General features: G+C 67.5%; 10 protein-coding genes and 1 pseudogene. 8 read left to right on the top strand and 3 right to left on the bottom strand.

From position 1 onward, the window contains the following. Positions 1–55 precede the first annotated feature (55 nt). Positions 56–2,485, top strand: coding sequence for an alkaline phosphatase family protein (locus tag ACQ858_RS11540; RefSeq protein ID WP_431276736.1), 2,430 nt, complete (start codon positions 56–58; stop codon positions 2,483–2,485). Here the strand turns inward: ACQ858_RS11540 and ACQ858_RS11535 are convergent, their stop codons facing one another. Continuing rightward, positions 2,486–4,051, bottom strand: a complete 1,566-nt coding sequence (locus ACQ858_RS11535) for a phospholipase D-like domain-containing protein (RefSeq protein ID WP_431276735.1) — start codon at positions 4,049–4,051, stop codon at positions 2,486–2,488. A 140-nt stretch (positions 4,052–4,191) separates the two neighbouring features. Here ACQ858_RS11535 and ACQ858_RS11530 point away from each other — a divergent pair, with 140 nt between their 5' ends. Beyond that, complete coding sequence (locus ACQ858_RS11530; protein ID WP_431276734.1) at positions 4,192–4,824, top strand: Crp/Fnr family transcriptional regulator; 633 nt, start codon at positions 4,192–4,194, stop codon at positions 4,822–4,824. Positions 4,825–4,840: 16 nt separating this feature from the next. Here ACQ858_RS11530 and ACQ858_RS11525 read toward each other — a convergent pair whose 3' ends face one another. Next, complete coding sequence (locus tag ACQ858_RS11525; protein WP_431276733.1) at positions 4,841–6,139, bottom strand: MFS transporter; 1,299 nt, start codon at positions 6,137–6,139, stop codon at positions 4,841–4,843. Between the two features lie 122 nt (positions 6,140–6,261). On the opposite strand from ACQ858_RS11525, the gene ACQ858_RS11520 reads away from it, so the two are divergent. Further along, positions 6,262–6,960 (top strand): transporter, encoded by a 699-nt coding sequence (locus ACQ858_RS11520; protein ID WP_431276732.1) that lies wholly within the window; start codon positions 6,262–6,264, stop codon positions 6,958–6,960. A gap of 116 nt (positions 6,961–7,076) precedes the next feature. On the opposite strand, the gene ACQ858_RS11515 is transcribed toward ACQ858_RS11520, so the two are convergent. Further along, positions 7,077–8,123 (bottom strand): DMT family transporter, encoded by a 1,047-nt coding sequence (locus tag ACQ858_RS11515; protein ID WP_431276731.1) that lies wholly within the window; start codon positions 8,121–8,123, stop codon positions 7,077–7,079. 102 nt (positions 8,124–8,225) lie between these two features. On the opposite strand from ACQ858_RS11515, the gene ACQ858_RS11510 reads away from it, so the two are divergent. From ACQ858_RS11510 to ACQ858_RS11490, 5 genes and pseudogenes are all read left to right on the top strand, one after another. Next, entirely contained in the window at positions 8,226–9,212 is a 987-nt protein-coding gene (locus ACQ858_RS11510; RefSeq protein WP_431276730.1) for a chromate resistance protein ChrB domain-containing protein, read from the top strand. After that, a complete protein-coding gene (locus ACQ858_RS11505; protein ID WP_431276729.1) occupies positions 9,209–10,390 on the top strand; it encodes a chromate transporter in 1,182 nt (393 codons plus the stop codon). Before ACQ858_RS11510 ends, ACQ858_RS11505 begins: the two co-directional genes overlap by 4 nt. Positions 10,391–10,400: 10 nt before the next feature. Then, on the top strand, positions 10,401–11,444 hold the full coding sequence (locus tag ACQ858_RS11500; protein ID WP_431276728.1) for a Cj0069 family protein: 1,044 nt from the start codon (positions 10,401–10,403) through the stop codon (positions 11,442–11,444). Positions 11,445–11,459: 15 nt separating this feature from the next. Continuing rightward, a pseudogene (locus tag ACQ858_RS11495) lies at positions 11,460–12,451 on the top strand (lytic murein transglycosylase); the annotation flags it as partial. An 81-nt stretch (positions 12,452–12,532) separates the two neighbouring features. Further along, on the top strand, positions 12,533–12,751 hold the full coding sequence (locus ACQ858_RS11490) for a peptidoglycan-binding domain-containing protein (RefSeq protein ID WP_431276838.1): 219 nt from the start codon (positions 12,533–12,535) through the stop codon (positions 12,749–12,751). Positions 12,752–12,754: the final 3 nt, after the last annotated feature.

Raw genomic sequence — 12,754 nt, 5'->3', positions numbered from 1 at the left:
GGCTGCGGGATTGTCCGTGAAGGCGGCATCCGTCTTCAATCAGGAGTTGCGACAAATGGGCCACAACGCACCCGCGAGCCAGGACTTCGTGATCAGCCGCACGCCCGCCCGGGGCGCTTCCATGGGCAGCCCGGGCTATGGCCTATGGCGCTTCGACCCCGATGCCGACGAGTTGCTGGAGCCGATGCCGCTCGCGGCGAATGCCGCATTCGATCCCACCCACTCGCTGGTGCCCATCGGCCGCTACCTGCTCGAATGGGGGCCGCTCATGCTTCAGCCCTATCAGCCGTGCTTTCCGTACCGGCTGTTCGAGTTCGACCCGCAAAGCGCCGATCCGCTGAACGCCGCGGCCTTGCAGAACGGCCTCTGGACCAAGGCGAAGTTCTGGCAGTACCGCCCCGACTTCGGTAATCCGCAGGGCGCGCACGAAGGCTACGACTCGGGCGACGAGCTGCTCCTGCTGCCGCTCGGCGGCTTCATGCTCAACGTGATCCCGACCGAAGGGCGCGGCACCTTCCAGCTGTGGAACTTCGACCCCAGCCCGCTCAAGCCGGGCGCGGCCGATCCCTTGCCCGTGCCCTACACGCCGCAGGGGTCGTTCGACAGCATCCAGTTCGGCCACGAGCTGATCCCACTGGGCAACTACGTGCTCGACCGCGTGCCCGAGACCGGCGAATACTGGGTCTGGAGCTTCGATCCTCAGAGCGTGATGCCGCTCGGACAGCCCGCGATCCAGCGCGGCCGGTGGAGCGACATCGACGCGGGCCACAGCCTCGCGGTGATCGGCGATCTGGTGCTCGACTGGACGCCTGCCGACGGTGCCTACCGGCTCTGGCGATTCGATCCGGCGAGCGCCAATCCGCTGACCGGTCCGCTGCGGCAAGGCACGCTGCCGGAGGGCCTGCGCAGCGGCATCGAGCTGACGGGCATCCAGTCGCTGCGCGCCATCGATCCGGCGCGCGCCGAGATGCCGGGCACCATCGACTTCATGCGCTCGAAGGTCAAGCATGTGGTCTACCTGATGCTCGAGAACCGGTCCTTCGACCACGTCTGCGGCTGGCTCTACGGCAAGGGCGAGACCGGCATCCACTTCGTCGGCGACGACCGGCCCTTCGACGGCGCCGACGAGGCCATGTTCAACCTCGACCCCGGCATGCTCGACAAGGAAGGCAAGCCCACGCCGGTGTTCGTCGAGAAGTACAAGGATGGGCAACTGAGCGAGGACTGGGACCTCGACTTCCTGCCGGAGGACCCCTACCACGACAAGTCCGACGTGCTGCGCCAGCTCTTCTTCTCGAACCGCGACGGCTACGCGCAGCGCGCGGCGCCGGACATGGGCGGCTTCGTGTGGAACAACGGCGTGCACGAGGTGATGTGGACCTACATGCCCGAGCAGTTGCCGGTGCTCAACGGGCTCGCGAAGGGCTTCGGCATTTCGGATGCGTGGTTCAGCGCGATGCCGGGCGCGACCGATCCGAACCGCGCGATGTCCTTCACCGGCTCGGCGCTCGGGCAGCTCAACAACTTCCAGAACGGCACGCAGTACACCTACTGGCCGCTGTCGCCGCACCGCCAGTCGATGTGGAAGGTGCTGTGGAGCAACGGCTTCACCGACTGGAAGATCTACAACTCGGTCGAGTGGATGAACTTCGTCCACACCTACCACCTGTACCTGCAGGGGCAGATCCCGTCGGTCGACGCGGCGATCTCGCAAAACCAGAGCAGCTTCATCGAAGGCATCCAGAAGTTCAAGGAGGATGCGCGCGCCGGAAGGCTGCCGGCCTTCAGCATGCTGGAGCCCGCGTGGATCGCGACCTCGGGCACCTCGTCCTACCACCCGGGCGCGGACCTGGTGCCGGGCGAGGTGGCGCTCAACGAGATCTACGAGGCTCTGCGCGCGGGGCCGGCGTGGAACGAGACGCTGTTCGTCATCACCTTCGACGAGCACGGCGGCATCTTCGATCACGTGAAGCCGCCGTATGCGGCGAACCCGTGGCCCAACGACGTCAACGACGGCTTCCGCTACGACATCATGGGCGTGCGGGTCCCGACCATCGTCGTGTCGCCGTGGATCCGGGAGAAGACGGTGTTCCGCTCGCCCACGGACGTGGCCTATGACGGCACCTCGTTCGCGGCGACGCTGCTGCGCTGGTTCGGCATTCCCGAATCGCGCTGGTGCATGGGCGATCGCATCCAGCAGGCGCCGAGTATCGAAGGCGTGCTCCAGTGCACCAGTCCGCGCACGGATTCGCCGACGCTCACGCCGCCCTATGACAAGACCTTCCCGCGCGAGGGCAAGTCGGGCCGCAAGGAGCGTCTGCACGACCTGCACCGCCTGATGGCGCCGCGCGCGGTGACGGCGCTGGCGGCAGGCAAGCTGAGCGCGGCCGAGATCAACCGGATCTCGGAGCAGATGCTGGCCGATGCGACCGATCTGAAGTCGCTGCACGCGATGATCGATGCGCTCGCGAAGCGGCTCGCCTGACTACAGCAGGTCTTCGTCCACCATCGCGGCGAGCATCTGCAGGCGCAGCCTGCGGGCGGTGGTAGCGTTTGGCTCATTGCGCAGCACGACTTCTTCGCTGCCACGCTGCGAAACCCATTCGATGCCCTGCCGGCCCGGCGCACTGCGCACCTGGTAGCTGCGCGGCAGGCGGTCGTTGTGGAGCAGGCCTACCACCTGTGACGCCAGGGTGGGGCTGTCGACGATCAGGCTCATCTCGGTGTTGGAGTGGGCCGAGCGGCGGTCCATGTTCATCGAGCCGATCGAGAGCCATCGGCGGTCCACCACCGTGAGCTTCGCGTGCAGGCGGCCGAGCGAACCGTGCGGGCCATCCGCATGCGCTTCGCGCGCGTCGTCGCCGGGCATGAGCTCGTAGAGCGCGACGCGGCGCTCCAGGAGCGCCTGCCGGTAGCGGGCATAGCCGAAGTGCGCGAGCGGTTCGTCCGTCGTGGCCAGCGAGTTGGTCATGATCGACACATGCACCTGGTTGTCAGCCGCCTGCTGGAGCACGTCCATGGTGCGCCGTCCCGGAACGAGGTAGGGCGAGGCAATGAGCACCTCGGAGTGCGCCGATTGCATCAGGTCGAGATTGCCGTTCATCACCACGCCGTCGGCGAGCGATTCGTGGTCTGCATCGGCCTTGCGCGGCGAATCCGCGACGACGCGTACCGCGGCCATCTGCAACTGGATGCGGCCGGCGGCGATCTGCGGGCCGATGCCGGGTTGGTCCAGCGAATCGCGCGAAGCCACCGGCGTGTCGGGCACGGCTGCCGACGCGATGACTTTGTCGAAATGCCGCCGCGCCGCGTCGGTCGGCAGGGCGGTCGCGAGGCTTTCGATCGGATAGGCGTGCGGGCTGTTCCAGTAGGCATCGAAGACGGCCGCCATCTCGGCCACCACCGGGCCGGCGGAAAGCAGGTCCATGTCGATGAAGTTCGCGGGCTCGCTGCGGCCGAAGTACGCGTCGGCGATGTTCCGGCCGCCGCTGATCGCGAAGACGCTGTCCGCGACGAAGAGCTTGTTGTGCATGCGCCGGTTGATGCGCGAGAACTCGTTCATCGAGAAGAGGACACGCGCGCCGACGCCTCCGTCGCGCACTGCGAGCGGATTGAACATCCGCACCTCGATGCCGGGATGCGCCGCGAAGCCCGCGAGCAGTGCGTCCTGGCCGGCGGCGTGCAGGTCGTCCACCAGCACGCGCACCCGCACGCCGCGATCGGCCGCAGCGCGCAGTTCGCGCAGGAATTGCCGGCCCGTGGCGTCGTCCGCGATCTGGTAGTACTGCGCGTCGATCGACTTCTCTGCCGCGCGCGCGAGCGCGATCCGGGCCTCGAAGGCCTGGTCGCCGGCCGGCAGCAGGCGCAGGCCCGAGAGGTGCGGGGCTTGCGCATCGATCGACGCCGCTGCCACCGCGGCGAGTTGCGTGTCGGCGACGTCGGTGGCCGCCCGTGACACGGGCCTGTCCACATCCGACGGCAGGCTCGCGCAGCCCGCGAGCACGACGAACGTCAGCAGCAGCGCGAGGATGGGAAAGACCCGGTTCGACATGTTGCGAATCTAGGTCCTGGGCCGCCGCCCGGCCATGAAGCAGTTCCCAGGCCGAAAGTGACATTGATCACATCGGCGGCCGGGTTTGATAATCCGTCGCAGGGCTGCCGCATCCCACGTCGCGCAGCCCGGAGCATCCGATGACTTCCGCTAGCGACCGCCTGCCGCAGTCCCTGCTCGACGCCATTGCGCCGCATGGCGTGACCCGCACTTTTCCCGCGCACGCGATCCTCATCAATGAGGGGGACACCACCGATTCGCTCTATATCGTCCTCAGTGGCCGCGTGAAGGTCTACGCGAGCTCCGAGGACGGTCGCGAAGTCGTGTTGACGGAGTACGGTCCCGGTGAATATTTCGGCGAACTGGCCATCGACGGCGACAAGCGTTCGGCGTCGATCAAGGCGCTCGGCCCGTGCACCTGCCGCGTGGTGCAGGGCACTGAACTGAGGCAGTTTCTGGTGGAGCAGCCGGACTTCGCGGTGCATCTCACGCGCAAGCTGATCCGCATGGTGCGGCGTCTCACCGACCAGGTGCGCAGCATGGCGCTGCAGGATGTCTACGGCCGCATGGTGCGCGTGCTGACGGAGCTGTCGGACCCCGTGGGCGAGGAGCGCCTGATGCGCAACAAGCTCACGCAGCAAGACATCGCGGACCGCGTCGGCGCATCGCGCGAGATGGTCAACCGCATCATGAAAGAGCTCTCGGCCGGCGGCTACATCGGTCAGCGCGACGGCCGGATGGTGATTCTGAGGAAGCTGCCTTCGGCCTGGTAGCCTCTGGCCGCCGTGGCTAGGCCCGTGCCGCTTCGGCGCCGAGTTCGGCGCGCTTGTCGTGCCCGACCACCAGCACGAGGGCGATCGCCACCACCGACAGCGCCGCGAGGAACAGCACCGCGTAGAAGTCATTGCCCATCCGGTCCTTCAGCACGCCGAAGATCGTGGGGCCGATGTAGCCGCCCAGGTTGCCGATCGAGTTGATCCAGGCGATGCCCGCGGCCGCCGCGACGCCGCTCAGCATTGCGGTTGGCACCGTCCAGAACACCGGCAGCGCCGAGAAGATGCCCGCGGCGGCCAGCGTGACCGCCGCCATCTTCGGCACCGGCGAACTGATCTGCGCCGCCGCCACCAGCCCCACGAAGATGCAGGCCAGCGGAATCAGCAGAAAGAGCTTGCGCTCGCGCTGCGCGTCGGACCAGCGCGACCAGAGCACCATCGCGATCGAGCCGACCAGATACGGAAATGCGTTGATGAAGCCGATCTCGACATTGCCCAGGCCGCCGAAGCCCTTGATGATCTGCGGCAGGAAGAAGCTGAGCCCGTACAGCGGCACCGTGATGCCCATGTAGACGATGCCCAGCGAGATCACCTTCCAGTTGAGCAGGGCCTGCTTCCACGAGATGCTGTGGATCGACTCGCGATGCACCCGCTCGGCATCGAGCCTCTTCTGAAGCCAGCCAGCCTCTTCGGCCGAGAGCCACTTCGCATCCTTCGGGCGGTCCGGCAGGTAGAACAGAACGACGAAGGTCAGGACGATCGCCGGTATCGCTTCGAGGAGGAAGAGCCACTGCCAGCCGTGCATGCCCCAGAGGCCGTCCATGTTGAGGATGTAGCCGGAAATGGGGGAGCCGATGACGGTCGAGATCGGGACCGCGAACATGAACCAGCCCACGATGCGCGCCCGGTACGCTGCCGGAAACCAGAGCGTCAGGTAGAAGATCACGCCGGGAAAGAAGCCGGCTTCCGCGATGCCCAGCAGGAAGCGCACGACGTTGAAGCTCGTCGCGCCGCCGACCCAGGCCTGTGCCATCGAGAGCACACCCCAGCTGAGCATGATGCGTGCGATCCACCGCCGCGCGCCGAAGCGCTCGAGTGCGAGGTTGCTCGGCACCTCGAACAGGAAGTAGGCGATGAAGAAGATGCCCGCCGCATTGCCGAACACGGTGGCGCTGAAGCCCAGGTCTTTCGACATCGACGCGCCGGCGAAGCCGAGGTTCACACGGTCGAGATAGGCGATGAAATAGCTGATCATCAAGAGCGGCAGCAGCCGCCAGCTGATCTTCGAAATGGTGCGTTGCTCGATGGCTTCCATGTTGTTGTCTCTCTCTTTCTGTGTCGCCAACGCGGCGGGAGCCAGGGTTTATACATCGGCGCTGCCGGCTGCCGAGGAGGGACACAATCGGCGATCACCTCAACAGTCAACTTGTCTCCAGCGTGCAATTCAAGCTTCATCACCTGACGCCCCGCATGGCCGGGCTGGCACTGGCCTCGATGGTCTTCTCCGGGGCTGCACACGCTGCGGATGACAACGATGGCGGGCCGCCGATCACCCCCTATCGGCCTTCGGTCTCCAGCCCGGCGCAGTTGCCTGCACCGGGCCAGCTCGAGCTCGAACTCGGCGGCCAGCACAGGAGCGACAGCCAGTCGCTGCGCAACAGTGCGCCCTATCTGCTGAAGCTGGCCTTCGACGACAAATGGGGCCTGCTCGTCGGCGGTGAAGCTCATGTCTGGCAAAGCGGCGACATCGGCCGGTCGCAAGGCGTCGGCGACACCGTCCTGACCTTGAAGCGGGCGTGGGTCGTGGACGATGCAACGGCGTTCGGCATGGAGTTCGACGTCAAGCTGCCGACTGCCAACGACGTGATCGGCAGCGGCAAGACCGACTACACGATCAACACCATCGTCAGCCGCGACTTCGGCCCGGTGCACATGGACGCCAATCTCAATGCGACGCAGTTGGGTCAGGCCGATCCCGGCAGCTCGCGCACGCAGATCGGCGCATCGACTGCGTTCTCCACTTCGCTGTCAGGACCTTGGGGGCTGACCGGGAGGTCTCGGGCACCCACCGCAATGGCGCCGACAACGCTGTGCAGCTTCTCGCGGCGCTCACCTTCAGCCCAACCCGGCGACTGACCTTCGACGTCGGCATCGCGCGCTCGTTCAGGCCCCGGCCCGCCGCGACGTCGCTGTTCACCGGCGTCGTGCTGCCCCTCGCCCGGCTTTGGTGAGAGTGCAGGGCGCCGCAGCATCTACGGATGCTCGTGCGTGTGATGTGCATCCGGCACATGCGGATGCGAATGCCGCTGGGGCTCGTGGTGATGCGGGTGGCTGTGCGGACCTGCGGGCATCGGGTCGTGCGAGTGCGTGTGATGCCCGTCGTCATGCGAGTGCGCATGTTCGTGTTCGAGTTCGTCGTGCTCGTGTTCGTGGCCATGCGACTCCGCCAGGTGCAGCACGACGCCCGCGAGCATCAGCGCGCCACCGATGGCCATGCCGGTGCTGAGCGACCGGTCGCCCAGTGCGATGGCGCCAAGGGCCCCGATGAAGGGCGCGAACGCGAAGACCGAGCCGGTACGCGCAGCCCCGAAGGCGCGCTGCGCGAGCAGATAGAGCCGCAGGCTCAGGCCGTAGCCGCTCGCGCCGATTGCCAGCAGCCCGAGCGTGGCGCCCCAGCCCGGCACCGGCTCGCCGGACACTATCGCCAGCGTGGTGGTGATCGTCGCGCCGAGGACGGATTTGCCGAACACCACTTGCCCCGGATCGCGTTCTGCCAGAGGGCGCGACAGCGTGTTGTCGACGCCCCAGGCGGCGGTGGCGCCGAGCACCGCGAGCAGGCCGAGCCCTTGCATTCCGCCGGTCTGCCCTCGATCGAGCACCAGCGCGATGCCGCCGGCGAGCAGCAAAAGCATGGCCGTCCACACGCGGCGGTCCATCACCTCGCGGTACAGGAGGCGGGCGAGCACCGCGGTGAACAGCGCCTCGAGCGCCAGCATGAGCGAGGCACTGGTGCCGCTCGTGTGCTGCAGACCCCAGGCGAGCGCAACCGGCCCGATGCCGGCACCGAACAGCGCCATGAGTGCAAGACGGCCGAGATCGCTGCGTCGCACGGCCGCCTCGCGTTCGACGGGCTGGCGCAGCAACGCGCCGATGATGGCCGCGCCGGCATAGAGCAGCGCCGCCGTCGAGAACGGCCCGAGCCCGGCGCCGAAGCGCTGGACGAACGGCGTGCTGACGCCGAAGAGCGTCGCGGCCAGGAGCGCGAGGAGGCCTCCTCGGACGGCGGGCAAGGTGTTCATTCGGGCGATGTTCGGGCGTTGGACGCGCCGATCGGCAGTTTCCCTGAAAGCGTCAGGGTCGAATTCATGTCATAGAGTCTACAACGATGTAGGATAATCTACATGAATATAACGGGCCTGTCGTGGCTATTGCTGATCGTCTCCCTCCCGACATCGAGCGCGACGGCGCGCATGCGCGTCTGGCGAGGACTCAAGGGACTCGGCTGTGCGGCCTTGCGCGACGGCGCGCATCTGCTTCCCGCGCGACCTGAGCATGAACAGGCGCTGCAGGCGCTCGGCGACGAGTGCCTGCGCGAAGGCGGAAGCGCCTGGCTGATGTCCGTGCAGCCTCGCTCCGCCGAGGACGCGATGGCCTACCGCCAGCTGTTCGATCGCAGCGGCGACTACGCGGAACTGCGCAAGGCCTGGAAGGAGGCGAATGGCGGTCTCCCGACCATGAGCCCCCCGGAGCTCGTCCGCCTGCAGCGCAAGTTCCAGCGCGAATTCGACGCCGCCCGGGCCATCGACTTCTTCCCGGGCGATGCGAGCGCGGAGGCGGAAGCGGCGTGGACCGACTTCAACAGGCGTATCGGGGCGCTGCTCTCGCCCGACGAGCCGCACGAGACGCCGGGCCGGATTCCCCGCCTCGAGATGGCCGACTACCAGGGCCGTGTGTGGGCCACGCGCCGCCGCTTGTGGGTCGATCGCGTCGCGAGCGCATGGCTCATCCGCCGCTTCATTGACCGCGACGCTCGATTTCAGTGGCTTGCCAGGCCTTCGGACTGCCCGAAGCGTGCACTCGGCTTCGACTTCGACGGCGCCACGTTCACGCATGTGGGCGATCGGGTCACCTTCGAGACGCTGCTGGCCAGCTTCGGGCTGGAGCTCGATCCGGCGTTGGTGCGTCTCGGAGCCATGATCCACGCACTGGATGTGGGCGGCGATCCGGTGCTCGAAGCGAAGGGCTTTGAAGCGGTGATGGCCGGCGCACGCGAACGCCTGCCCGACGACGACGCGCTCCTGGCCGAGATGGGCACGGTGCTGGATTCGATCTACGCGCACTTCCGGCGCGAAGCTCAGCGAAACAACGAGAAATCGCAGACACGATGACCGAGATGAATGAGATCAAGCCTTCGCAGCCCGGCTACTCGCTGTGGCAGATCGTGCGCTACATGCTCGCCCTGGGCACCTGGGGGTTCGGCGGGCCCGTGGCGCTGGTCGGCTACATGTACCGCGATCTCGTGGAGCGGCGGCGCTGGATCTCGGAAGGCGAGTACAAGGAAGGCATGGCCTTGGCACAGCTGATGCCCGGACCACTTGCCGCGCAGTTGGCGATCTACCTTGGCTATGTGCACTACCGCTTGCTTGGCGCGACGCTGGCCGGCCTGGCGTTCGTACTGCCGTCGTTCGTGATGGTCGTCGCCATCGGCGCGGTCTACGAGGCCTATGGCGGGATCGCGTGGATGCAGGCCGTGTTCTATGGCGTCGGCGCGGCCGTGATCGGGATCATCGCCATGAGCGCCTACAAGCTCACGACGAAGAACATCGGCAAGGACAAGCTGCTGTGGGCGATCTTTCTGGTGAGCGCGGCAGTCACGGTGATCACCCAGTCCGAGATCGTGTGGATCTTCCTGGGCGCCGGTGTCCTGGTCTGGCTGTGGCGCGCACCGCCGAAGTTTCTCTCCGGCGGTTCCGTGAACAGCGTGGCCGCACCTGTCGCAGCGTTCTTCGCGATCGACATGCTCGACTGGCACAAGCTCGGGCAGATCGGGGCGTTCTTCGCCTATGCCGGCAGCTTCGTGTTCGGAAGCGGCCTGGCGATCGTGCCGTTCCTCTATGGCGGCGTCGTCCAGGAGCACCACTGGCTGACCGACCGCCAGTTCGTCGATGCCGTGGCGGTCGCGATGATCACGCCGGGGCCGGTCGTCATCACGACGGGATTCATCGGCTTCCTGGTTTCCGGCTTCTGGGGCGCGGTGGTCGCGGCGGCGGGCACCTTCATCCCGTGCTACCTCTTCACCATCCTGCCGGCGCCGTACTTCAAGAAGCACGGCAAACGCCCCGGCATCGTGGCCTTCGTCGACGGTGTGACCGCCGCGGCCATCGGGGCGATCTCCGGAGCGGCGATCGTCATCGGTCAGCGGTCGATCACCGATCTCCCCACGGCCGCCCTCGCACTGATCACCGTCGGTGTCCTGTGGCGCTTCAAGAAGGTACCGGAGCCGGTCGTGGTGCTTGTGGCCGCGATGGCCGGGCTGGTGCTCTATCCGCTGGCGGTCCATTCGTGAGCTGAACACCATGGTGGTCTCACGCCCGATGTCCGTGGCCTTGCTCTATCCAGGCGATCGCGCGGCGCGCGACCGCGGCGATCCCGCCGAGAGCCGTTTCGCAGCGCTGTTCGCCGCCTTCGCGGCTGCCGGCGTGGCAGCGGAGCCGGCCGTCTACCACGACGACTTTGCCGATGAGGTGGCCGCGCAGCTGCGGCGCGTCGATGCCGTGCTCGTCTGGTGCAACCCGATCGAGGGCGGCCGGCGGCGCGATCGGCTCGACGCTGTCTTGCGTGAGGTGGCGCAGGCTGGTGTTGTCGTCAGCACCCATCCGGACACGATCCTGCGCTTGGGCACGAAGGACGTCCTGGTCGAGGTGCGCGACTTGCCGTTCGGCAGCGATGCGGTCCGGGTGGAGAGTCTGGCGCAGCTTGCCGCCGGGTTGCCCGATCGCCTGCGCGCGGGGGCGCGGGTGCTCAAGCAGTACCGGGGGCACAGCGGCATCGGGGTGTGGCGGGTGGAGCGCATCGAAGGCTCGCCGCTCTATCGCGTGCAGCACGCGCAGCGCGGCAGCGAGGAGGAGCGCGTCGACCTGCCGGCATTGCTCCAGCGCATGGCGTCGTACTTCGAGCCGGTCAACGGCGGCCACATGATCGACCAGGCCCGGCAACCGCGCCTCATCGACGGCATGGTGCGCGCCTATCTCGTCGAGGACCGCGTGACCGGCTTCGGCCACCAGGCCATCAATGCCCTCTACCCGGCGCGGCCGGGAGAGGCGGCGCCGGCGCCCGGGTCCAGGCTCTACCACGACGCGGATCTGTCGCAATTCCAGGGGCTCAGGCGGCTGCTCGAAACGCAATGGATCGAGCAGCTGAGAGAGCGCGTCGGATTGACCCACGCCCAATTGCCGCTGCTGTGGGACTGCGACTTCATGTTCGGCGAGCCGACGGCCGGGCAGGCCGAACGCTTCGTGCTCTGCGAGGTCAACGTCAGCAGCGTGTCGCCGTTCCCGCCGTCGTGCATCGAACCGCTTGTCCGTGCCGTGATGGCGCGCATTGCGTTGCGCGCTGCCTGAGCGCGTCGCGAGAAAATGTGCGGGATGCAGAGAAGAACCAACGCCTCATTGCTTCGCCGGTCGCGGCGCGCAGTTTCCGTGCTGGCGATCGCGACCCTTGCGGGTTGCGCCACCCATCAGCCGCCCGTCGCACCTGCGACGCCCGCCCAGCCGTCGCCGCTGCCGGCTCGACGACAGGCGTCACCGGAGCAGGGATTCGCCCAGTGGGTCAAGGACTTCCGCGCCGAGATGCGCGCGGCCGGCGTCGGCGAGGCCGCGCTGCGCGATGCCTTCGACAACGTGCAGTACCTGCCGCACGTCATCGAGCTGGACCGCGCGCAGCCCGAATTCGTCCGGCCCGTCTGGGACTACCTGGACACCGCCGTTTCCGCGCAGCGGGTCGCGACCGGCCAGGAGAAGCTCGCGCAGATCCGCGCGGCTGCCGATGCGGCATCGGCGCGCTACGGTGTGCTGGCGAGCATCGTCGTGGCGATCTGGGGCATCGAGAGCAACTACGGCGGCAACTACGGCAATACGCCGGCCATCGACGCGCTGGCGACGCTCGCCTACGAAGGTCGCCGTCGCGACTGGGCGCGCGGCGAACTGCGCGCGGCGCTCAGGATCATCGAGAACGGCGATATCGACCACGCGCGCATGATCGGTTCGTGGGCCGGTGCGATGGGGCAGACGCAGTTCCTGCCGTCGAACTTCCTGCGCTATGCGGTCGACGCCGATGGCGATGGCAAGCGCGACATCTGGGGCAGCATGCCCGACGTGATGGCTTCCACCGCGAACTTCCTCGCGAGCTCGGGATGGCAGCGCGGCCAGCCCTGGGGGCGGAGGTGCAGTTGCCTTCGAACTTCGACTACAGCCGCGCCGATTCGAGCGTGCGGCAACCGAGCGGCCAGTGGGCCGCCGCAGGCGTGCGCAGCATGGACGGCCAGCCCCTGCCCGAGTTCGCCGATGGCGCGATCCTGCTACCGGCCGGTGCGCGCGGGCCGGCCTTTCTTGTCGGCCCCAACTACCGGGCCATCCTGCGCTACAACAACTCGGACAGCTATGCGCTCGCGGTGGGCCTTCTGTCGCAGCGCCTCGAAGGTGGCCCGGGCGTGCAGGCGCAGTGGCCGCGCGACCTGACGCCGCTCACGCGCAGCCAACTGCGCGAGTTGCAGACCGCACTGAACCAGCAGGGCTTTTCGAGCGGTGAGCCCGACGGGCTTCTCGGTCCCGCGACCCGCGCCGCGGTGCGCCGCTACCAGCGCAGTGCGGGCGTCGTCGCCGACGGCTTTCCGACGCTGGAGCTGCTCCAGCGCCTGCAGGCGCCCTGAACG

The sequence above is a fragment of the Variovorax ureilyticus genome (assembly GCF_050632185.1).
In the GTDB taxonomy this organism is placed as follows: domain Bacteria; phylum Pseudomonadota; class Gammaproteobacteria; order Burkholderiales; family Burkholderiaceae_C; genus Variovorax; species Variovorax ureilyticus_A.
This window is presented reverse-complemented; position numbering and strand designations above follow the sequence as displayed.